This window comes from Phormidesmis sp. 146-20 (assembly GCF_052939475.1).
The window spans coordinates 69,717-91,111 of the sequence record NZ_JBJPHT010000011.1; the positions used below are offsets into that span (position 1 = coordinate 69,717).

General features: G+C 47.6%; 21 protein-coding genes. 15 read left to right on the forward strand and 6 right to left on the reverse strand.

The window, feature by feature from the left end:
• Positions 1-75: 75 nt before the first annotated feature.
• Entirely contained in the window at positions 76-1,407 is a 1,332-nt protein-coding gene (gene gorA / locus ACKFKH_RS11670) for a glutathione-disulfide reductase (RefSeq protein ID WP_446858461.1), read from the reverse strand.
• A 194-nt stretch (positions 1,408-1,601) separates the two neighbouring features.
• Between gorA and ACKFKH_RS11675 the strand changes: the two genes are divergently transcribed.
• The 7 genes from ACKFKH_RS11675 (at position 1,602) to ACKFKH_RS11705 (ending at position 7,245) form a co-directional block, all read left to right on the forward strand.
• A complete protein-coding gene (locus tag ACKFKH_RS11675) occupies positions 1,602-1,817 on the forward strand; it encodes a DUF2945 domain-containing protein (RefSeq protein ID WP_446858462.1) in 216 nt (71 codons plus the stop codon).
• A gap of 2 nt (positions 1,818-1,819) precedes the next feature.
• A complete protein-coding gene (locus tag ACKFKH_RS11680) occupies positions 1,820-2,158 on the forward strand; it encodes a DUF3140 domain-containing protein (protein ID WP_446858463.1) in 339 nt (112 codons plus the stop codon).
• Between the two features lie 16 nt (positions 2,159-2,174).
• On the forward strand, positions 2,175-3,131 hold the full coding sequence (gene uvsE / locus ACKFKH_RS11685; RefSeq protein WP_446858464.1) for a UV DNA damage repair endonuclease UvsE: 957 nt from the start codon (positions 2,175-2,177) through the stop codon (positions 3,129-3,131).
• Positions 3,132-3,293: 162 nt separating this feature from the next.
• The gene (locus tag ACKFKH_RS11690; protein ID WP_446858465.1) at positions 3,294-3,923 is read left to right on the forward strand and encodes a DUF1294 domain-containing protein; all 630 of its coding nucleotides are present in this window, start codon (positions 3,294-3,296) and stop codon (positions 3,921-3,923) included.
• Between the two features lie 148 nt (positions 3,924-4,071).
• Entirely contained in the window at positions 4,072-5,199 is a 1,128-nt protein-coding gene (locus ACKFKH_RS11695) for an iron-containing redox enzyme family protein (RefSeq protein ID WP_446858466.1), read from the forward strand.
• Positions 5,200-5,274: 75 nt separating this feature from the next.
• Entirely contained in the window at positions 5,275-6,018 is a 744-nt protein-coding gene (locus tag ACKFKH_RS11700; RefSeq protein ID WP_446858467.1) for an SAM-dependent methyltransferase, read from the forward strand.
• Positions 6,019-6,420: 402 nt separating this feature from the next.
• The gene (locus ACKFKH_RS11705) at positions 6,421-7,245 is read left to right on the forward strand and encodes a glycosyltransferase family 2 protein (protein WP_446858468.1); all 825 of its coding nucleotides are present in this window, start codon (positions 6,421-6,423) and stop codon (positions 7,243-7,245) included.
• Between the two features lie 257 nt (positions 7,246-7,502).
• On the opposite strand, the gene ACKFKH_RS11710 is transcribed toward ACKFKH_RS11705, so the two are convergent.
• From ACKFKH_RS11710 to ACKFKH_RS11720, 3 genes are all read right to left on the reverse strand, one after another.
• Entirely contained in the window at positions 7,503-8,459 is a 957-nt protein-coding gene (locus tag ACKFKH_RS11710; protein WP_446858469.1) for a hypothetical protein, read from the reverse strand.
• Between the two features lie 244 nt (positions 8,460-8,703).
• Entirely contained in the window at positions 8,704-10,161 is a 1,458-nt protein-coding gene (locus tag ACKFKH_RS11715; RefSeq protein WP_446858470.1) for a serine hydrolase, read from the reverse strand.
• 210 nt (positions 10,162-10,371) lie between these two features.
• Entirely contained in the window at positions 10,372-11,160 is a 789-nt protein-coding gene (locus tag ACKFKH_RS11720; RefSeq protein ID WP_446858471.1) for an RNA methyltransferase, read from the reverse strand.
• Positions 11,161-11,554: 394 nt separating this feature from the next.
• Here ACKFKH_RS11720 and ACKFKH_RS11725 point away from each other — a divergent pair, with 394 nt between their 5' ends.
• From ACKFKH_RS11725 to ACKFKH_RS11740, 4 genes are all read left to right on the forward strand, one after another.
• Entirely contained in the window at positions 11,555-12,505 is a 951-nt protein-coding gene (locus ACKFKH_RS11725; protein WP_446858472.1) for an XDD4 family exosortase-dependent surface protein, read from the forward strand.
• Between the two features lie 142 nt (positions 12,506-12,647).
• Positions 12,648-12,815: a DUF2256 domain-containing protein gene (locus ACKFKH_RS11730; protein ID WP_446858473.1), complete on the forward strand. Its 168-nt coding sequence runs from the start codon at positions 12,648-12,650 to the stop codon at positions 12,813-12,815.
• 90 nt (positions 12,816-12,905) lie between these two features.
• Positions 12,906-13,856, forward strand: coding sequence for an isoaspartyl peptidase/L-asparaginase (locus ACKFKH_RS11735; protein WP_446858474.1), 951 nt, complete (start codon positions 12,906-12,908; stop codon positions 13,854-13,856).
• Between the two features lie 218 nt (positions 13,857-14,074).
• Positions 14,075-15,739: a GmrSD restriction endonuclease domain-containing protein gene (locus tag ACKFKH_RS11740; RefSeq protein WP_446858475.1), complete on the forward strand. Its 1,665-nt coding sequence runs from the start codon at positions 14,075-14,077 to the stop codon at positions 15,737-15,739.
• A gap of 145 nt (positions 15,740-15,884) precedes the next feature.
• Here ACKFKH_RS11740 and ACKFKH_RS11745 read toward each other — a convergent pair whose 3' ends face one another.
• Together ACKFKH_RS11745 and glmU are read right to left on the reverse strand one after the other, a co-directional pair.
• Positions 15,885-16,481, reverse strand: a complete 597-nt coding sequence (locus ACKFKH_RS11745; protein WP_446858476.1) for a Uma2 family endonuclease — start codon at positions 16,479-16,481, stop codon at positions 15,885-15,887.
• A 46-nt stretch (positions 16,482-16,527) separates the two neighbouring features.
• The gene (gene glmU, locus ACKFKH_RS11750) at positions 16,528-17,883 is read right to left on the reverse strand and encodes a bifunctional UDP-N-acetylglucosamine diphosphorylase/glucosamine-1-phosphate N-acetyltransferase GlmU (protein ID WP_446858477.1); all 1,356 of its coding nucleotides are present in this window, start codon (positions 17,881-17,883) and stop codon (positions 16,528-16,530) included.
• On the opposite strand from glmU, the gene ACKFKH_RS11755 reads away from it, so the two are divergent.
• From ACKFKH_RS11755 to ACKFKH_RS11770, 4 genes are all read left to right on the forward strand, one after another.
• The gene (locus ACKFKH_RS11755; RefSeq protein WP_446858478.1) at positions 17,840-18,229 is read left to right on the forward strand and encodes a type II toxin-antitoxin system HicA family toxin; all 390 of its coding nucleotides are present in this window, start codon (positions 17,840-17,842) and stop codon (positions 18,227-18,229) included. The two genes, glmU and ACKFKH_RS11755, sit on opposite strands and share 44 nt — an antisense overlap.
• Positions 18,226-18,450, forward strand: coding sequence for a type II toxin-antitoxin system HicB family antitoxin (locus tag ACKFKH_RS11760; RefSeq protein WP_446858479.1), 225 nt, complete (start codon positions 18,226-18,228; stop codon positions 18,448-18,450). The genes ACKFKH_RS11755 and ACKFKH_RS11760 overlap by 4 nt, the downstream gene beginning before the upstream one ends.
• A 130-nt stretch (positions 18,451-18,580) precedes the next feature.
• Entirely contained in the window at positions 18,581-19,864 is a 1,284-nt protein-coding gene (glyA, locus tag ACKFKH_RS11765) for a serine hydroxymethyltransferase (RefSeq protein ID WP_446858480.1), read from the forward strand.
• A 265-nt stretch (positions 19,865-20,129) separates the two neighbouring features.
• A complete protein-coding gene (locus ACKFKH_RS11770) occupies positions 20,130-21,173 on the forward strand; it encodes a glycosyltransferase family 4 protein (RefSeq protein WP_446858481.1) in 1,044 nt (347 codons plus the stop codon).
• Positions 21,174-21,395 lie beyond the last annotated feature (222 nt).

Below are 21,395 nucleotides of genomic sequence, written 5' to 3' on the forward strand. Positions count from 1 at the left end.
CCCCCAAAATTGGCAGCTTGGGGGGCAAAAGGACAGAACAACGAAGCGAAAAAACTGCATCGAATTCGCGTAAAACTAAGCGATCGTAAACAGTTCTTCTGCGGAAGAGGGATGAATCCCGATCGTACGATCGAAGTCTTGTTTTGTAATACCTTGCTGCATTGCTAATACAAATCCCTGAATGATCTCGGCAGCATTATCGCCAACGATGTGTAGTCCAATCACTTGATCAGTCTCTTCATCAGTCACTAACTTGATCAACATCTTGACATCTTGACCACTCAGACTATGAAAGAGCGGCTTAAATTCTGTTTGATAGCAGCGAATTTTTCCTAATTTTTCTTGGGCTTGTGATTCGGTCAGTCCGATCGAAGCCGCTTCGGGACGCGCACAAACCGCCGACGGCACACTGGCATAGTCTACTGTCCAGGAATAGTCGCCAAATTGAGTATCTGCAAAAGCGCGCCCTTCTGAACGGGCAACAGGGGTGAGTTGTTTGCGATTGGTGCAGTCTCCCACTGCAAAGATGTGAGATTGACTGGTGCGGCTGTGAACATCGACAGCGATCGCTTTTTGATCCATCTCCACGTCCAGTTGCTCTAGTCCTAAATTCTCTAAATTGGCAGACCGCCCGATCGCACAGAGAACCGTATCGACCACGATCGTTTCACCATTAGAAAGCGTTAAAGTCAGACCTTCATTAACTGGAATGATTTTGTCGATCGTGGTATTGCAAAAATTGTGAATTCCGCGTTTTAACAAACCTTCTCGCACAGCTTGACTAACGGATTGATCAAATCCATGCAAAATGCAGTCCTCTTTGTTCATTAAAAAAACTTCAGATCCAAATCCGCGCAGCACACTCGCAAATTCAACACCAATGTAGCCAGCCCCCAACATTGCAACTCGTTTGGGTAACTGCTTGAGGTTAAACATTTGGTCAGAAGTTAGCGCATGTTCAATACCCGGAATGTCCGGTTTGATTGGCTTTCCCCCTGTAGCAATGAGAATCTTGTTGGCTGTAACTTTCTGATCTGCTACTTCGATCGTGTGCAAATCAAGCAGTTTTGCCCGACCTTGAAAAAGGTTAACGTTGGCTTTGTGTAATGAGTTTTGATGGCTTTGTCGCAGACGATCGAGTTCTTGATTTCGGGCTGTCACAAAACGCTGCCAATCAAACAGAGGCGGCTCACCCTGCCACCCATAACCTTTTGAGGCCTCAAACCAATCTGCAAAATCAGCCGCATAAACCATCAGCTTTTTGGGAATGCAGCCAAGGTTTGCACAGGTGCCACCGAGATGATTAGCTTCAGCGATCGCGACGTTTGCTCCATATTTTGCGGCTCTTTTGGCAGCAGACAATCCTCCTGGCCCAGCCCCGATCACAAACAAATCATAGTCATACATGGCGCGATCGTCCTTTCACTAAATGGATGGCGGAGCGCAAAAACTTCAGCGTTTTAAGACAGCGAAGCGTGCAAAAGCCCTAAGTAATTGTCGTCTCAATTTATTCAGTCGCAGGGTCGAATCGCTACCGTCGCAAGACAGAGGTTACAGGTTGCATCCGCTTTTATTCTAGAAATGCAGTATGCAGGATCACCATGAGCGAAGAACTAAAGAAAGGCGATCGGGTCAAGTGGAACACTTCCCAAGGCACCACCGAAGGCACGATCAAAAAGAAATTAACTGAACCAACAGACTTTAAAGGACATCACTTCGACGCTTCAAAAGACAACCCCGAATACTTAGTCGAAAGTGCAAAGACGGGAAAAGAAGCGATTCATAAAGCGGATGCACTAAATAAAGTTGAGGAGTAGACATGGTTGAAGAAACAAAGACAATTGTTAATGAATTTCAGCAAGCTGTTAATATGACTGCTCGTGAGTTAGAGTCTTGGCTAAACACCGAAGAGTCTCGCAGTGTAGGACAAATTAAGGAAGGACACGAGGAATCGATCGGGCATGAATCCGGTCGTCATATTGTCGAACTTCTGCACAAAAAGCACTCTGAGTATAGCCAAGATGACTTATCTCAAATGCAGCACGTCATCAGCTATGTACATCGTCACTCTGCTCAAAAGCCATCGGGTGATATTGAACATACTCGCTGGCGCTATTCGTTAATGAACTGGGGACATGACCCACTAAAAGCTAGATAAATTGGGCAGTGAGTGGATGATAACGCCTCAATTAGGATTGGTTTGCATTACCGAATCGCAGGCAGTCAGGTTCAAGACGGTGACGCGCAAACGGTTGTTGCAGTTCGATCACGCCGAGCAAGAAACTATGTTGCGAACCCTTTATGCCGAAAATTTGCGGCGACTTGGGCGGGCGATCGACTTTTGCGATGTGAATAACATTCGTCTCTATCGCATGGGTTCTGGGCTATTTCCATTTGCAGATGACACGATCGGCGAAGCAATCTTGCCTGAATTTGCGGATGAAATGAAACAGGTCGGCGATCGCAGTTCGGCATTGGGAATTCGATTAGTGCTGCATCCTGATCAGTTTGTGGTGTTGAGTTCCGACCGCCCTGAAGTCGTGCAAACCAGCATCAAAATTTTGGCAACTCATGCCCGTATTATGGATTTTTTGGGACTGCCGCAGTCTCCCTGGGCATTAATGAATATTCATGGTGGAAAGGGCGATCGTCGCGATCGGTTAATCAGTGTGATTCGAGATTTGCCTGATAATATTCGGCTTCGCTTGACCTTAGAAAATGATGAATATACCTACAGCAGTCAAGAGATTGGTACAATTTGTCAGGCAGCTAACATTCCCTTATTATTTGATGCTCATCATCATGTTATTCATGAAAAAGTAGATAGCTATGAAGATGCCAGCGTTGCAGAAATGTTTGCATTGGCTCGTAGCACTTGGGCGACTCCAGACTTGCAGGTTGTGCATATCTCTAACGGAGCAGAATCCTTTTTAGATCAGCGTCACAGCGATTACATCACCATTATGCCCAGCGTTTACCGTCAGGCTCCCTGGATTGAAATTGAAGCAAAACAAAAAGAGTTCGCGATTAAGAAACTACAAGATGAATGGCTTCCTTCTGATCTCAATGTGTTGCCACCTGTTAAATTACCACTTGTAGAATCGTCCGACACTTCTCAGGGAGCAGCCTAGGTTTCTGGAAGTGATAATAGCCTGCGGATCAGTTGACTACATTAATCAAGTGGTCTGCAAATTAGCGGCTTTGCTGAATCAATCTAAGCGTGGTGACTTCGTGGGTCGATCGGGTAGCATAAGGGGTAATCAATGTTACAAAAATCACGCTATTGACTTCTTATGAAACTCAGTCTACGCAGTGGAAAGCTTGTAAAGTGGAAAGACGATCGTGGATTTGGTTTCATTCAACCGGATGATGGTAGCCCAGAAGTTTTTCTACATATTACTGGCCTCAAAAACGTAACTCGTCGTCCCCAAGCAAATGACACAATTTATTACTACACAGTGATTGAGTCAGATGGCAAAGCCCGTGCCTATGATGCTTTTATTTCGGGCGCACGCAGCAAACCTACTTTTTTCTCCACGTCGATCGCATCCAAGCCCAAGTTCCCAATATTCACGACATTACTGTTGTCAATTTTGCCACTGGCTGGAGCCGTTCATTTCACCTGGATCACTCGCAATCCGCTGCCGCTCATTCTCTATCCTGTAATGAGTTTAGTCACTTATTCTATGTATGTTGACGACAAAGCTCGTGCCCAACGAAGAGACCGCAGAACTCCAGAGAAAAGGCTGCATCTATGTGAGCTTGCAGGTGGTTGGCCAGGTGGCTTTGTAGCTCAGAAGAGAGTACGCCACAAAAGTCAGAAGGAGTCTTATCAGTTTACGTTTTGGACGATCGTCACAACTCATTATCTTATTTGGCTAACCTGGTTATTTTGGGGTCAGATAGTGTGGCTCAGACGTTAGAAGGTCATAAACTGATGGGGGATCTTAGTCGATCGCACCTCAACAAACTCTGCCTTTAGGGTGACAACGCTCTCTCTCTGGAGTGGATGTATTTAGACAAATCAATCAATCAATATGTTAGAGAAAATACAAATGATCAGAGAAATACATGCAGGGCAGCTTAGTTACACGTTTGGAAAAAGAGCGAGTCATTCCTAAGCCTCTGGAGACTCAGATAGAACACAACCCCTACTACAGCGCTGAACAAGCTTTTGGCAAACTTCTGGAAGCGGAAAACTTAGACAAAAACTTACAGCGCTACACTTCGGAAGTGAGTACTTTTGAGACTGCTTTGCACGCCGCCCTGGTTCAGGCTTACAACACTCAAGACGGCTCAGAGGCGGCTCATCTGTTTATTCAGCGAGTCCTCTACCGCATCAATCGTCTCAATCTCTTCTGGTATGACGACCTGAGCAATTACACAAACGAGCGCTCGCCTTACCTGCACAAAATCCGCGATCAGATCGAAACCATTTGGCAGCAGTGGGAACTCGAAAACTTTGACCTCGACGCTTACAAAACTCTGGATGTAAAGCAAGCTATTCTTGATCGCTTTGATGCTGATCTAGAACCTCCGCTTTCGTTAGATGCTCACTACATGCGCGAACAGATGACGCTGGAAGGCTATCGCTATCTGTTGGCGCTCGCTTCCTTTGACGGTCTTATCGAAGCTAGTCGTCTGTCTCGCATTTTGGGTGGTGCTGCAAATGAAGTACAGGCGACACTCACCAAAGTTTTGCTCGAAGAGTATGGCAATGGTCGTCTTTCGCGCAAACACTCCACATTCTTTGCTCAAATGTTGACCGAACTTGGACTCAGCATTCAGCCAGAAGCGTATTTTGACCTTGTACCGTGGGAAGTGTTAGCCAGCATTAACCACAACTTTTTGCTCACCGAATGTAAGCGTTATTTTCTGCGCTACAACGGCGGTCTAGCTTACTTTGAAGTTGCTGGGCCGGCGGCTTATCACAACTATCTGGCAGCAGCAAAACGGCTTAAACTGTCGGACGCTGCAATGGGCTATTGGGATCTACACATCAAAGAAGACGAGCGACACGGACGCTGGATGATTCAAAATGTCACGCTGCCTTTGATTGATATGTACCCGGCTCAAGCATGGCAAATGATTTTGGGCTACGACCAGGAAAAACTGATGGGTGATCGTGCTAGTGAGGCGGTCGTTCGAGTGATTCGTCAGGGTGAAAAAACGCAGCCTTTGCCCGTGATCTCAGTTTGATAAACGGTTTTGAGGGGTAGGCATCTGGTCTGCCCTTCGTCTTTATACACACTCTTACAAAGCGAGGGTATTACCTTGACTGGAATTTTGTTGCGATCGCAGTCCACCCGCAAATCTGTTTCTGAGAAAGAAGTCTTCTTTTGTCCCGAAGAATCTCATTTCTATTCCCATTGTCTTGAGCGTCTGGTTTTTAATCACTGTGATGATGTAGATACGATCGTAGAGTTTGGCTGTGGTGATGGAACTCCGGTCATTAATTCACTTTTACGAACTAACTTTGTCGGTAAAGTTCATGGATATGAATTAAATCCTTCGGCTTCTCAGGTGGCTCAATCGAGAGTGGCTCAATATGAGTTAGATCATCAATATTTCATTCACAATCGATCGTTTTTTGAGACTCCCAGACCGACGGCTCAATATCTCATTGCCAATCCTCCTTACCTTCCTGCACCCGATAATGATATTCTCATGCCCTTGCTGTATGGCGGATTTGATGGGGCTGCCATTACCAATTCTCTATTAACGCTGGACTATCCCAACGTCATGGTGTTGGTCTCAAGCTACTCTAACCCAGTGGGCACGATCGCTCAAGGTGAAACATACAACTACAGTGTTGAAGATTTTATGATCACGCCGCTTCAATTTGGTTACTACAGTTCAGAACCAAAGGTGAAAAATCATATTGCAGAACTTCAGGCTAATCAACAGGCCTTCTACTCAGGAAACACCTATTTTCTAGCAGGCGTATTGTTTAGAAAGCGTGATCTTTCTGACGTTGATCTGTCTAGCGAATTAACTCAAGCGATGACGGCGCTCTAGAAGTTAGTGATTCACTCATCGAATCTCTAATCGAATATCTAACGGTTCGTCGTTGAGGATCAATGATTAAACAGCCTGTAATGTTGACTGGCGGTTCAAGCCGCGCCTACCAGAACGAAGTCTGCATAAACTAGAAAAGCGTCCTATACCCAATCAATTTGTTAATGCTACAGATCCTTCGCTCCCTAAATTCCCCATTCTGAGGGAGTTTGAGAATCCGAGACTTCTTTGGCTTGAAGTCCTCCACAAGTCGGGGATTTAGGTTGCTCTCCAAGATCTGTAGCACTCAAAGATCAATTTGGTATTAACCTGAAGGCAGGTTTTGTTTGACTAGCCGCGAATTGATTGCCGGGTTTATTGGATTCACGATTCTAAGATTCTATTCCTCATAGCATTGTTGAAATGACGATCGTTGATGTTCTCATTCCTACCTACAATCGCCCCTCAGCGTTAGCCGTCACATTAACCAGTTTGATCGCTCAATCGTTTCAGAATTTTCGCATTGTCATTTCTGATCAGACTGAAACATTCGACGCGATCGCGGTTGGTGAAGTGCAGTCAGCATTACGAGTGTTGCGATCGCACCAGCATTCGATCGCAACGCACAGACATCTCCCGCGTCGAGGAATGGCCGAGCAGCGACAGTTTCTCCTTGACCAGGTGACTGCACCTTACGCACTGTTTCTCGATGATGACTTGATTCTAGAATCTTATGTAATTGAGCAAATGCTGACTGCAATTCAGCAAGAATGCTGTGGATTTGTCGGAAGCGCGCTGACGGGACTCAGTTTTGTCGATGACATTCGACCCCACGAGCAAGCGATCGAGTTTTGGGATGAGCCAGTTCACCCCGAAGCCCTGCAACCCGGAATGCCAGAATGGGAACGTTGGCGACTACACAATGCTGCCAATCTTTTTCACCTACAACAGCGTCTCAACCTCGACCCCAAAAATCCTCGCAAATACCGAGTTGCTTGGGTAGGCGGTTGCGTAATATATGACACTCAAAAACTTCGCTCTGTCGGCGGCTTTAACTTTTGGCAAGACCTACCGCTCAATCACTGTGGCGAAGATGTCATGGCCCAACAGCGAGTTATGTCCCAATATGGCGGCTGTGGTCTAATTCCATCAGGAGTTTACCATCAAGAATTACCGACTACCATTGTTGATCGCAGCGTCAATGCCCCTATTGTATTACGCACAAAAACGACCACAAACAAAAAGTAATGATTCACAACCAACCAGCGAAGCAAAAAATTCAATAGATTGCAAATGCATGATCTAGAATTTTTCTCTTAAAGTCCCCTAGATTGAGGGGCTGGGGGCAGAAGCTCTCAATAACGAAGTGAAGGAACTTCATCAAGCACATCAAATAGACATTAAATACAATTGGTATAAAATAAGGGCAATTGGATCAGAAAACTATCTTTCACCAATTGCCCTTTTAACGTTCAATACAATTTAATGCTCAATACAATCCGCTTTTAGAAGCCCTGGAAGTTATATCCAACGCCTAGCAGAATCCCGATCGCGGCTTCCCCCGTTACCGAAGCATTGACAGAAGCCGTCGCTGTAAACTGAGAACTCAAAGGCACATCGATCCCCCCAGTCAGCAACAACCCCACCTCAGCGTCATCACCCGTCGAAATCGCAACCCCAACACCCACAAAAGGAGCCGCAGCAAACCCAAGTCCTCCCGTTGGCCCTTCGCCAAAACTAAAGTCGTAGGTAACAGGCACCAAAATTGTCACATCATCGCTAAACAGCACCGAAGGACGCACAGATACCGACGGCAGCAGCCCAATTTTACTCAAGACCGCAAAGCTACCCTGTCCCAGTTCCGTGTCTCCACTACCAATGCCAATGTTGCCGCCCACTCCAACGTAGCTAGACCCCGATCGTGTCACTCGCCCCGGAGAAACTTCTGTCGTCTGAGCCGCCGGACTCGGAGTCGTTTGAGGGGTAGATTCAGGCGTTTGGATAGGTTGAGTCTGAGGAGTCGATTCTACAGGGGTCTGATTTACACCAGTATTGGGCACTGTGTTAGGCGTTGCGTTAGGTGTTGCATTAGGCGTTGCGTTAGGCGCAGTAATCGAGCCGGAAGGCGCTAACGTATCTGCCCCATTTGCAGGCGTGACAACACCGGGCGTTGTAGTAGTTTGAGCAGTCAGGAATGCTTGCCCTCCAGTCAACTCGCTTGCAGAAGTCGGCACCTCACCCGGAATCGGATCAGCAACTCTGCTGGCGATTTGAGCCACACTAACTTGAGCAGGTTTGTTGGATCGAACCCGCTCCCAATCAATCTCAGACTGGTTGACTGGTAAAGACTCTGTTGAGTTTGGATCTTCTGCATTCGCTCGCAGATTGCCTGTAAAAATAGCAAACGCAATGATACTAATCGGTAGGAAAACCTGTCTAAACCGAGATGAATTTAATTTCATGGTGAATGCAGCGCAGTTCCCAGCATGGGTTCCGGTAATGTTCTGAGTATCCTCCAAGCGTAGTGACCCCGATCGATCGGAGCGTCTCTCTAAAGAAGGAATATTTGAAGAGAGAAATGAGTCAGTTTTGGAACACTCAAGGATTATGAACTAGACAAAACCGTTACCTGTCGGGTGTGTTGAGTTAAGCAAAGCGCACTGCTAACTGAGAAGTGATGCGTTTCTACGTAATGTTTAGTTTGTTTTAAGGTTGAGCAATCTTCGATCGCGGCTGTACGGCCCCTTGAGGAGTCGTCCCATTTTGGTTAGAAGCGGGTTGACTAAAATACTGATACGTGATCCGAGACGCTTGACGAATCAGTTCTTCACCCTGATCATCATTTCGGGGCCGCTTCACCATGACACCAATCAGATAACGCTTACCGCTGGGCATATCCACCAGTCCAACATCACCCGTCATGCCGCCAATATTGCCTGTTTTGTGAGCGATCGTCGCGCCTTCTCCCAGTCCGCTCGGTAGTAGAGTATCGGTGACCGTTTGGCGCATGATTTCCAGCAGCCGATCGCGCGATCGCATCGACAACAATTTTCCATTACTAACTAGACCTAGCAGCAACACCAGATCTTGAGAACTACTCATGTTGGTTCCTTCGACATCAGGAAGCAAATTGCGAATCGAGGTAGTCATCAAGCCCCAAGACTGAAAGCGCTGGTTAAGGGCATCTTTACCGCCGAGGCGATCGATCAGTAAATTTGTCGCGGTGTTGTCGCTGATCGTGATCATCTTGGTTGCCGTTTCTAAAGCGCTAAACTGGGTGCCCGGAGGCTGGTATTGCATATCTCCCGATTCGGTTGCTACCAGATCAGGACGCATGGTTAGCATCTCATCAAGACGAATCTTTCCCGCATCAACATCCTGAAAGAAAGCAACCAGGATAGGTAGCTTAATCGTACTGGCACAAGGAAGCGGAGTTGCCGCATTCAGGTTGAAGTAGGCGTTGGTATCTAGATCAACGACCATCATTCCTGCGGTCAGTTGCGGCTGTTGGGCGACCAAGGTCTGAATCTGTGTTTTGAGCGGCGTGATTTCTTGCCCCAGTTGCAGCGTTGGCGTTTCTGAGACGGGCGGCGTTGAGGTGACTTCTGTCTTTTCTGAAGAAGCTCCAGCGGTGAAATGGCTGGCAGGGTCCCAAACAGACAAAATGGTTCCGGCGATCACACCCACACCCACACCCAAGATCAGCAGGCGAGTTCCATACAAAAGGGCGGCTCCCGATCGCGTTCTCAGAAGAGCAGGCTTGGCCATCGGTCGAACGCTGGCTGGATGAGTGGCATAGGGCTTGGGCGACCCCTGGCGGGTATCTCGGAGAGATCGCTGGCGACGACGCAAATCAGACTGGCTTTTTTTAACAGCAGGATTGGGCTTGCGATCGCGCTTCTCAGGTCGTCTGCGGCTGGCTTCGGGGCGATCGTTCTCTGGTTTAAAGCTGGGGCGTAAGGCATCGACTGGCGGTTTTTGCAAAGAAAGGGGCGCTTTTCGGGAGGCTGGTTCAGGGCGGGTACGTCGTCGAGTTTTTTGAATCGGACGCGGCTCTGGAGGCTGGCTCAAGCGTCTCAGCCGCTGGTTAACAGGACGTTGGGAAAGTCTCTCTTCTGAAGCATTGCCCTCAAAAGGCGCATTTGGATCGTTGCCATCCCGCATTTAGGTCTTCCTCTCTTTAGTCAAGCGATCTATGAACAGGCTTTGAGCCAGGTTTAACGCCTTTTGTGTGACGATTTTTTGACAGGAACGATCGAGCGCTCCCACTAGATGTAGGGATTTTACATTGAGTTCGTCAAAGTGGTTGGTTGAATAATAAACATTTGAGAAGAATTGCTAGATAGATAGCAATCCTAAATGAGTCACTCGCACTTACGATCGCGGCTTTTGAGTCTCGATCGCCCAGGCCACCTGTCTCAAAATTCCCCGCAGCAGAGCCACCTCCGTCGGAGCGGGATAAGCACGATTTAACAGTCGTCTAAATTTCTCCATGCGACTGCTGGCCGTGTGAGGATGCAGATAACCAATTTTAAGCAGCAATTCCTCAAGGTTTTGGTAGTAGCCTTCCAGGTCATCCAGTGAGGCGAGTTCTGAATTGTAAGGGGGTGTAGAAATGGGTTGATTGATCGTTATTGGCTGACTGACCCATTGATAAAGCTCGTAACAACAAATGGCCACCGCTTGCGCCAGATTGAGCGACTGATAAACAGGACTCGATGGAATACAGACAAAGCGTTGTGCATATTTCAGTTCTTCGTTGCTTAAGCCTCGATCTTCAGAACCAAAGATCAAGGCCGACTGTAGTCTCTGACCTTCTTGTGACTGATTTTCTGGAATGCCTCCCAGCAGCCACGGTAGGGCAGTTCTGGGATGCTCTAACGGGGTATCGACGGAGCGGGTACGAACGGTGGTGGCGATCGCTCTTTGACATCCCTTAAGCGCATCGGGCAGCGTCGGGACGATTTCGGCGGATTCCAACAGGTCGGCAGCATGGACTGCCATCTGTCGCGCCTCGGCTGACAGCGGATCACAACTGGGATTGACCAGCACCATACGTCTCAGCCCCATATTTTTGAGGATGCGCGCGCTCGATCCCACATTTAGCGCCCCGGCTGGCTCCACCAAAACAATACGAATGTGAGAAAGTGCAGTTTCGCTCATCAAGAGAATCAGAAATACAAGGTCAGCATCCTTAGCTTTACATAGACAAGGCCACTCAGAAGGGGCGATCGCAACGATAGAAAAGAAATAAAACCTGTTAGCTAAGTGTATATCTGTAGTTAACGACTATTTGGCATTACAAATTACACATAAATATAGTAAATAACACGTAGTGATTTTATTAGAGCTTTCTCATTTTTAACTTAGGTGAAGACTGGATTAAGCTCGATAGAAGGGTCGGATATTCATCAATCTTTGGGTATAGATTTATACATACACTCCCAAGGTTCTGCACGCAATGTTTAAATTCTCTCTCGCGTCAAGAGCAAGTCAGTCAATTCTCGTAGCACTCGGCTTATTTTCCGTTTTGGGAAGTGCGCCAGCTTTCGCACAAGTGAACCCGCAGACCGCATCTACTTCTTCGGTTCTATTTTCTGGTACCAACTCTGGACGATCGGCATCCGCCCTCTTTGATTTATCGAATAACGTGTTGTCGATCGCGCTCAACAATACCAGCACAGCCGATTCTCTAGTTCCCACAGACGTTTTGACGGGACTGTTTTTTGACATTGGCAATAATCTAAAGCTCAATCCCATTTCTGCACGATTGGGCAATGGTTCCAGCATCTATGGCGGTAGCCCCAACACCACAAACGTTGGCGGCGAATGGGGCTTTAACTCTAAGCTGGCGATCGGCAGTTCGAGTTACAACTACGGAATGAGCGCCGCAGGATTGGGACTTTTTGGCCCCAAAAATCGCTTCGACACCTCAGCCAATCTGTCTGGCACTGAAAACGTCGGCGGTCTAGACTATGGCATCGTGACAGCAGGTGACAACTCCACGACAGGTAATGGCGGACTCAATCGCGATTTGATTAAGGGATCTGTAGTCTTTTCCTTTGGCGTATCTGGACTTCCGGCTGGCTTTGACCTTGCCAAGGCGATCAGCAATGTGCGTTTTCAATACGGCACCAACACGGCTGAACCAAGCTTTGCTGGAAGCATCCCGACTCCTCCCGTTGTCATTCCTCCCGTTGTCATTCCTCCGATCACTCCTCCGATCACTCCTCCCGTTGTAGAACCTCCCGTTGTTCCTCCCGTCGTCATTCCTCCAGTCACCGAGCCTCCTGCTGTGATTCCTCCGGTTGTAGAGCCTCCGGTTGTGATTCCTCCGGTCACCGAGCCTCCGGTCATCATTCCTACCCCTGAGCCACCTGCTCCGAACCCAACCCCTGATGAAGAGCCTGCTACCCAGACAGTGCCCGAACCAGGTGCGATCGCTGCTATTTTGCTGGCAGGTGCCGCGATGCTCCGTTCTCGTAAATCAGTGCGAACCAACGATTAGAAACGTCTGAACAGGTGCAGCTTCGCAGCAAAACTTTTCTTCCTTGTCTTAGTTAAGAGGCAGGGGAGATTTTTTTATGAAGAATTTGCTACAGCGTTTAAGCTAGAGGAATCCAGTAACATGGTTCAATACCTTAGTCACCATGCCTCGTGCCCGCTCAAAGTCCGATTTGCCGACTAAAATTTGTCCCGTTTGTGGGCTGCCTTTCACTTGGCGCAAAAAGTGGGAAGACTGCTGGGACGATGTAAAGTACTGCTCAGAACGTTGTCGTCGTCGCAAATCTCAGGCAAAAGAAGCAAACGATTCGTGATTGGCGAACGTTGAGTTGATCCACCATCAGAGATAATGAACTGTTGATCCACCCAGCGATCGTTTGATCATTCTCTTGAGGCTTTAATTCATGACTGCAAATCGCATCCAACCCAAGCTCATTATTCACGGTGGGGCTGGCAGTTCGCTTAAGGGGAAGGGAGGCGCAGATGCGGTACGACGATCGCTCTACAAAGTTGTCGAGGACGTTTACGCGCTGCTCAAAGATGGGGCAACGGCTCAAACCGCAGTCGTACATGGCTGTCAGCTTTTGGAAGATGATCCCCGATTTAATGCGGGAACGGGTTCGGTTTTGCAGTCTGATGGTCAGATTCGCATGAGTGCTGCCCTGATGGATGGGGCGACTCAGCGATTTAGCGGTGTGATTAATACTTCGCGCGTCAAGAACCCGATCGAGCTTGCCCAATTTTTGCAAACCTCGGACGATCGCATTCTCTCTGACTTCGGTTCAGCAGAATTACTACGCGAATTGCAACTGCCGCTCTACGACCCGATGACCGAGTTGCGTCTCAAAGAATGGATGCTGGAGCGTGAGGGCAATTTTAACAAAGCAATGGCGGGAGTTGTCGCAGAACAGGAATTAGTCAGCGAGGCCGGAAGAGGAACGATCGGGGTCGTCGTTTTAGATGGTCAGGGCAACATTGCAGCAGGCACATCCACGGGAGGCAAAGGCTTTGAGCGGATTGGACGGGTCAGCGATTCGGCCATGCCAGCCGGAAACTATGCCACGGTCAAGGCGGGCGTGAGCTGTACAGGAATTGGCGAAGACATCATTGACGAATGTTTGGCGGCCAAAATTGTGATTCGTGTTGCAGATGGCTTGTCGCTATTAGGTGCGTTTGATCGATCGATCAAAGAAGCTCACACCAACAAACGAGATTTGGGCGCGATCGGGCTAGATGCAGAGGGCGCGATCGCCTGGGGCAAAACCAGCGAAGTTCTTCTTGCAGCCTACCACACAGGCGAAAAGATGGGCGACACCCTAGAGATGTCCGAGGAAATGGGTGTTCTTTCCATCTAATCTAAGACGGGTGAGTTTCTTGCATTGGATTCAGATGCATCAGTTAGCGAGAACTCTAGTACTACCTTTCTTAACAATTTAGGGAATAGGGGGGCAGTTGGGATTGAGCGCCGCGAAGTTAGTGAAGTCCTTCCTGCCAATCAGTAGGGTAATATTGGCTACTTGAGATCAAGTGAGGCTATGATAAGACCGCCTGCTGAGTTTATCTAGAAATTGAAATGAGATTGCCAGAACCACAAACAAGGACATTCTTCAGCTTGGTAAGTGATATTGAGAAGGGGCAAATCAAAATTCCGCAATTCCAAAGAGATTTTGTTTGGACAATGCAGAAATCGGCTGGTTTCATAGACAGCATCATCAAAGGCTATCCAGTGGGCACGTTTATCTTTTGGAGAACCAGGGAAAGACTTCGCTCGGTCAAAGATATTGGTAAGCAGGTACTGCCAAACCCTGAACAAGGCGAACTTGTTGATTATGTCCTAGATGGACAACAGAGACTAACCAGCTTGTTTGCCAGTCTGAGAGGCGTTATGTTAAAAAGAGAGGATGGCAGGGAAGATGACTTCTCAAAGATATTTGTTGATCTCGATGTAGAGGAATCTGAGCAGATTGTTATCACCGACCTTGAAGGAAAGGATGAAAGTAGTCTAATCAGCATTCTCGCGTTGCTGAAGGGGGACTTTCAGGTTCTAGCGTCATACCCTCAGAGGTATCATGAGAAGCTGGGAACCTATAAGAACAGAATTGAGAGTTATCAATACTCGATTATCCTTGTTAGAGATGCTCCTATAGATATTGCTACAGAAATTTTCACCAGAATCAATGTTGGTGGAAAGCCATTGTCCTTGTTTGAGATTATGGCCGCTAAAACATTTGACTATGAGAGAAACTTTGATTTGTCAGAGAAGTTTCAGGAACTGATAGAAAATTTGAAGCCTTTCAACTACGAAACAATTTCGGATGCTACAGTGCTTCAGATTGTTTCCATCATTCTCTCCAAGGAGTGCAAGAGACAGGTCATTCTACAACTTAACAAGAATGACTTCATTAATATTTGGGGGCAGGCGGTAGATTCTATAGAGCGAACAGTAGAATACTTCAAAAACTCATACAGAATTCCTGTCTCTCAACTACTTCCGTATAACGCACTAATAATTCCCTTTTCATACTTCTTTTTTCACCATAATGATAAACCAACTGGGAATAAGCAAAAATATTTAGAGGACTTTTTTTGGAGATGTTCACTGTCTGGTCGATATTCATCCTCAGTAGAGAGTAAACTAGCTCAAGACATAAAAAGGATTGATCAAATCCTGTTGGATGAGTTACCAAATTATGATTGGTCAATTGATACTTCAGAAGAGTTTATCAAGAACAATGGATGGTTTAGTGCCGCAAGAAGTTACATCAAAGCAATACTATGTGTCTATTCATATCATCAACCAAAGTCTTTCAATGACAATGCAATTGTTAACATTAGTAATTATTGGCTCAAACAAGCAAATAGCAAGAACTATCATCACTTTTTCCCAAAAGCGCATTTAAGAGCTAAGGACTACGGGAGTTTTTACATAAACCACATCTTAAACATCACAATAGTAGATGATTTTCTCAATAAAAGAGAAATTGGAGCGAAAGCGCCCTCAAAATATATGGCTAAATTTCGCGAAAATTCAAATCTGAGTAGCACGATGGCAACTCACTTAATAGAGGATTTGAATACTTTTGGTATATGGGACGACGACTACGATAAGTTCTTTGATGAACGAGCAAAAGTTGTTAGTCGTGAGCTTTCAAAAAGAGTTATCAAGCAAGAGGTAGATAGAAAGGGACAAGCGAACCTAATTAATGATTTTGATGAAGAGTTAACGACAGCCGAGTAGCTGCAAGAGTAGTGAACTGTAAGAGTTCATATTGAGGAAATACGGAGTAACTGAAAGCTTCTATTAAGGTTCTCTGTGGGCACTTACTTGGAAAGTTGACTGGACTTAAAAATCTCTACGATCGCTAAACTTCTGAATTTTATGCCTAGGATTTTTGCGATCGCACCACCGCCAAAAATTCTTTAACCGCTTGAGGTTGCTCTTGAGGTCGAATGTATTGTGCCAATACTTGTAAGTCAAGGTCTGGGAAAAACTGGCTTCGTACAACTGCTCTAGATTGAGCTTCACGGAGATCATAGAGCGTCAACTGCTGATCTTGCCAGATCAACACCTCCGGAATGCCCAGCCCTTTGTACACTAACAACTTATCGATGCCTCCACTGGTCAGATTGACCTCGATCGCAAGATCCGGCAGTTCCTTAAGTGTTTCCACACAGTAACACTCGTCAGGTTCTAGCCCTCGCGCCTTTGCCTCTCGTCGAAATGTGGTCGAGCCGTAGCCGTGTAGGGGAATGTCAACTTCTTCGGCGTAGCGCTCTAAAAGTCTGGCAATCACCTTTTTCAGCATTTCGTGTTCTGAAGAAGGCATAAAAATCTCCAGTGTTCCTTCGAGGTAGATCAGCCGCAGCCCAGTCTGGTCGCTTAGCGTCGTGAGTAAGTTTTCATATTGCTGCCAGGTCACGCCAGGTAAGATGACTCGTTGTTCTTCAACTGGGTTTGGTGGCTGAATGAGTGAAGTCATAAGACATACAGCTTGGCCGAATCTTTGAATCTATTCTAACGATCGCTCACTCTTTTGACTTTAATCTCCAGCCCAGTTTGACGACTTGACGGGCACGCGCGATCGCTAGACAATCATTCGGCAAATCTTCGGTAATGGTAGAGCCTGCGGCGATCGTGACGTCTTCTCCAATCGTTAAGGGTGCAATGAGGGAATTGTTCACGCCTGTTTTGCTGCGATCGCCAATTACCGTTCGATGTTTTTTCACACCATCGTAGTTGGCTGTAATGGTGCCGCCGCCGATATTTGCTTTTGTACCAATGGTGGCATCGCCCAGATAAGACAAGTGTGCAACGTTGGTCTGATCGCCGATCGTCGTATTCTTCAATTCAACAAAGTTACCAATTCGACAATTAGAACCAACTTCTGCATGGCCTTTGAGATGCGCGTAGGGGCCGATCGTCGAATCTGATTTCACCACACTATCTCGAACAACTGAAAAAAGAACGGTTGTATTTTCGCCAATATGACTGTTTTCAATTAAACTTCCCGGCCCAATATGACTTCTGGTTTGAATAATGCTATTGCCGCGTAGATGAGTTTGCGGCTCGATCACTACGTCGGGGTGTAGTTGTACTGTGTCATCGATCGTAATGCTGTCTGGATCAATTAACGTCACGCCCTGCGCCATCCAATCATCTTTGATGCGAGTTTGCAGAATGCTGTAAGCGGTGGCGAGTTGTTTGCGATCGTTAATTCCCAAAATCTCTTGATAATCTTCGACATCGACGGTCATCACAGGATTGAGATAATTCACCGCATCGGTCAGGTAATATTCTTGTTGATCATTGCGAGTCGTCAGTTTGGGCAAAACGTCTGACAAATCTGACCAGCGAAAACAATAAACTCCCGCATTCACACGACGGTTTTGCTTTTGGGCCGGACTACAATCACGATCTTCAACAATTTGGGTTAGCAGATTATTGCCGTCACAAAAAACGCGCCCATAGCCTTTAGGATTAGGAACTTGAGCCGTGAGAATCGTTGCAGCGTTGCCGTGATCTTGATGCGTCTCGAGCAACCGTTGCAACGTCTGAGGTCGCAGCAAAGGCACATCGCCATTCAAGACCAACAAATCGCCCTCAAAGCCTTCTAGATGGGGAAGCAACTGCTGAATTGCGTGTCCGGTTCCCAACTGTTGAGGCTGCTCGACAAATTCTAAGCCCGATCTCTCCCTCAGAGACTCTTGAACAAATTCGCTCCGGTAGCCTACAATCACGAGCCGCCGTGAGGGATGAATCTGTTCGGCATTGTCTAACACCCGCTCAACCAGCGATCGCCCCCCCAGTTGATGAAGGACTTTCGGCAAGTCCGATTTCATGCGCGTTCCCCGCCCCGCCGCCAGAATTGCTACCGCTACCATTGCTATCTCTGTCTGTTTACTCCGAGGAGTATACCGCGCCTGTGGAGATTGGGAGTACTGCGATCGTGACATCCAGAGAAGGCTTTACAAAGCGCTAAACTGGAGAGAAATAGAATTCTACGTGCCCAAGAAGATTCGAGAACTAAAACGTCTATTGCTGCAAGCGGGATTTGACTACCAGCCCGGTAAAGGAAGTCATACCAAGTGGTTTCATCCCTTGCTACCTGGCAAACTTACCCTTTCAGGCAGGGATAGTGCGGATGCCAAGCGTTATCAGGAAGACGATGTAGACAACGCACTAAGCCGATTAGCAGAAATTAAAGGAGAACAGGAAGGTCACGAATGAATTCTCACTACACCGTCATTATCCAGTGGTCGAATGAAGATGAGTGTTATGTCGTCAGTCTGCCTGAATGGGGGGAGTTCTGTCATACACACGGTGACACCTATCAAGAGGCGATGCAGAATGCTCATGAAGTTTTAGAACTTTTGATCGACTCTGCAAGTCAGAACGGCGAACCGCTTCCTGAACCTAAAACTTTTGGGCAAGCCCTACAAATTGCTTGATTGAATTTTCTCTGAACTTAACGCTTTGCTATTTCAAGTCATTGACGATCGACGCTACAATCGATCACTCAGGAAGCAGACCTTCTACTGTCGCTGTACAACAAACTCATATCATTTAGGACTTTGCTCTGTGACTCAGACTAACTCAGACTTTTTGGCGAAAGCTGACCCAGCCATTGCGGAGATGATCCAGCATGAGCTACAACGTCAACGCGATCACCTCGAACTGATTGCCAGCGAAAATTTCACATCGGCGGCGGTGATGGCTGCTCAAGGGTCGGTATTGACCAACAAATACGCCGAAGGCTTGCCCACAAAGCGCTATTACGGCGGCTGTGAATTTGTCGATCGCGTCGAACAACTGGCTATCGATCGGGCAAAACAACTGTTTGGAGCTGCTCACGCTAACGTTCAACCCCACTCTGGAGCGCAGGCCAACTTTGCTGTCTTTCTCTCGCTCTTGAAGCCGGGTGACACGATCATGGGCATGGACTTGTCCCACGGCGGACACCTGACGCATGGGTCTCCCGTAAATGTGTCGGGCAAATGGTTCAACGTGCAGCACTATGGCGTGAGTCAAGAAACAGAAGCGTTGGATTACGATCAGATTCGCGATCTGGCGCTCAAGCATCGTCCCAAACTGCTGATTTGTGGCTATTCTGCTTATCCCAGAATTATTCAGTTTGACAAGTTTAGAGAAATCGCTGACGAGATCGGGGCTTACCTGCTGGCAGACATCGCCCATATTGCTGGACTGGTCGCCACCGGACATCATCCCAATCCGATTCCCTTCTGTGATGTGGTCACGACGACGACTCACAAAACTCTACGTGGGCCGAGAGGCGGTTTGATTCTGACTCGCGATGCTGAACTGGGCAAACAGCTTGATAAAGCAGTCTTTCCTGGCTCTCAAGGCGGCCCGCTAGAGCATGTGATTGCTGGAAAAGCGGTTGCCTTTGGGGAAGCGCTCAAGCCCGAATTCAAAACCTACTCCGGTCAGGTGATCGAGAATGCGAAGGCAATGGCGACTCAGCTTCAAAATCGTCAATTCAAGATTGTCTCTGGCGGTACAGACAATCACCTGATGCTGGTTGATTTACGATCGATCGCCATGACGGGCAAAATCGCAGATCAGTTGGTAAGTGGTGTGAATATTACTGCCAACAAAAACACGGTTCCCTTTGATCCCGAATCGCCGTTTGTCACAAGTGGGTTGCGCCTCGGCTCTCCTGCGATGACGACTAGAGGAATGGGCCCGATCGAGTTTACCGAAATTGCCAACATCATCGCCGATCGCCTCCTGTCTCCCGAAGACGATTCAGTGGCTCAGACCTGTCGGCAACGAGTCGCTGCTTTGTGCGATCGCTTCCCGCTCTATCCACATTTAGCCATTCCCGTCCCGGCGATGGTTTAGAACGGTCAATTCGGCATTGTGCGATCGCACGTTAGATCCTCCGGAGATCCAGTTTCACTCTAGGAGAAGGTAAGGGCATCAATCGGTGCCCTTTGTTTTAGGCAGACCGCTTCTACATTAGTCAATGGCACTCATCACTCACTATCAATAGAAATCCTTGACAAATCTTCCAAATTGATTGCGCTTAATAATTCTTTGCTGAGTATCATCTGAAATGTAGTAGACTCTGCCTGACAACTACTGTCCATCCTTACTGCGATTTCAGATGCCCTTTCAGTTGTATCACCTCCTCGCGTTCCTCGTTTCTGTGCTGGTTGTCCTCTGGATGACCCCGATCGTTAAAAAAATCGGCCTTCAAAGCGGACGAGTTGACTTGCCAAACGGTCGTAAGGTTCATCAGCGCCCAATGGTACGCCTGGGGGGAGTTTCGATTTTTTTTGGTGTGGTGGCTGCTTTGCTCGTCGTCTGGTGGACAGGAGGCTTCGGCGTTCTTCCTCCTGGCAAGGAATATGAAGTTTGGGGAGTGACGATCGGCGGACTTGCGTTTTTCTTAATCGGACTCGCAGACGATCTATTTAATTTGTCACCTAAGACTCGGTTAATTTTGCAAGCGATCGTCGCCAGTCTCGCCTGGAAAGCCGGGGTGCAGATTGAGTTTTTGACGAACCCGGTTGAGGGGCTGTTCCCTTTAGCGGATTGGATTAGTCTACCGATTACCGTCATTTGGCTAGTCGGAATGGCTAACGCAATGAATTGGATCGATGGGCTAGATGGGTTAGCGGCCGGAGTTTCGGGCATTGCGGCGGTTGTGATGCTGGTCACTTGCCTGTTTATGCAACAGCCTGCTGCTGCGCTGATTGCTGCTGCCCTCGCGGGCGGATGCTTAGGATTTTTGCGCTACAACTTCAATCCAGCCCAAATCTTTATGGGGGATGGCGGGGCCTATTTCATTGGCTTCACGCTGGCGGGCGTTGGCATTATTGGACTGGTGAAAAGTGTCACCACGGTTGCGGTCTTGTTGCCCTATGTGATTTTGGCGGTGCCGATTTTGGATATGTCTGCGGTGATTCTCGATCGTCTTCGTCGCGGCAAGTCTCCCTTTGTTGCTGACAAGCGTCACCTGCATCACCGTCTACTTAAAGCAGGGCTTTCTCATCGGTTAGCGGTTCTGTTTATCTATTCGTTAACGCTATGGGTCGGCACGCTGGCCCTGGCAGTTTCAGGAATGCCGAGCGGCTTGACCTACGCCCTGGGCGCAACCGTTTTGCTCAGTCTCACGAGTTGGCAAGTTTGGCGAACCGCGAGGTGAGGGGCGGAAGAACTTCGATGATCTGTTCCCCCTTGGGGGGTAATCCGCTTCGCGAGGAGGGATGAGGGAGGAGGGAGGAGGGAGGAAAAGGAATTCTTGGTGTTGTATCGAGAAGTGCTTTTCTAATCTATGCTTCAAAAAGCTGTCGATAGATCTCCGATTTACTCTGTTAGACGTTAGAACGTAACTCAAGCGGCAAGGCCCTTTCATCCCTCATCCTTC

Bases quoted from the DNA above. Each gene is read 5' to 3' on its own strand.
- ACKFKH_RS11770 (WP_446858481.1), top strand. From the start codon at position 20,130: ATGCCCTTTCAGTTGTATCACCTCCTCGCGTTCCTCGTTTCTGTGCTG.
- ACKFKH_RS11740 (WP_446858475.1), top strand. From the start codon at position 14,075: ATGAGATTGCCAGAACCACAAACAAGGACATTCTTCAGCTTGGTAAGT.
- ACKFKH_RS11745 (WP_446858476.1), bottom strand. From the start codon at position 16,481: ATGACTTCACTCATTCAGCCACCAAACCCAGTTGAAGAACAACGAGTC.
- ACKFKH_RS11705 (WP_446858468.1), top strand. From the start codon at position 6,421: ATGACGATCGTTGATGTTCTCATTCCTACCTACAATCGCCCCTCAGCG.
- ACKFKH_RS11680 (WP_446858463.1), top strand. From the start codon at position 1,820: ATGGTTGAAGAAACAAAGACAATTGTTAATGAATTTCAGCAAGCTGTT.
- ACKFKH_RS11675 (WP_446858462.1), top strand. From the start codon at position 1,602: ATGAGCGAAGAACTAAAGAAAGGCGATCGGGTCAAGTGGAACACTTCC.
- ACKFKH_RS11695 (WP_446858466.1), top strand. From the start codon at position 4,072: ATGCAGGGCAGCTTAGTTACACGTTTGGAAAAAGAGCGAGTCATTCCT.
- ACKFKH_RS11755 (WP_446858478.1), top strand. From the start codon at position 17,840: ATGCGCGTTCCCCGCCCCGCCGCCAGAATTGCTACCGCTACCATTGCT.
- ACKFKH_RS11735 (WP_446858474.1), top strand. From the start codon at position 12,906: ATGACTGCAAATCGCATCCAACCCAAGCTCATTATTCACGGTGGGGCT.
- ACKFKH_RS11760 (WP_446858479.1), top strand. From the start codon at position 18,226: ATGAATTCTCACTACACCGTCATTATCCAGTGGTCGAATGAAGATGAG.
- ACKFKH_RS11715 (WP_446858470.1), bottom strand. From the start codon at position 10,161: ATGCGGGATGGCAACGATCCAAATGCGCCTTTTGAGGGCAATGCTTCA.
- ACKFKH_RS11720 (WP_446858471.1), bottom strand. From the start codon at position 11,160: ATGAGCGAAACTGCACTTTCTCACATTCGTATTGTTTTGGTGGAGCCA.
- gorA (WP_446858461.1), bottom strand. From the start codon at position 1,407: ATGTATGACTATGATTTGTTTGTGATCGGGGCTGGGCCAGGAGGATTG.
- glmU (WP_446858477.1), bottom strand. From the start codon at position 17,883: ATGGTAGCGGTAGCAATTCTGGCGGCGGGGCGGGGAACGCGCATGAAA.
- ACKFKH_RS11690 (WP_446858465.1), top strand. From the start codon at position 3,294: ATGAAACTCAGTCTACGCAGTGGAAAGCTTGTAAAGTGGAAAGACGAT.
- ACKFKH_RS11710 (WP_446858469.1), bottom strand. From the start codon at position 8,459: ATGAAATTAAATTCATCTCGGTTTAGACAGGTTTTCCTACCGATTAGT.
- ACKFKH_RS11730 (WP_446858473.1), top strand. From the start codon at position 12,648: ATGCCTCGTGCCCGCTCAAAGTCCGATTTGCCGACTAAAATTTGTCCC.
- uvsE (WP_446858464.1), top strand. From the start codon at position 2,175: ATGATAACGCCTCAATTAGGATTGGTTTGCATTACCGAATCGCAGGCA.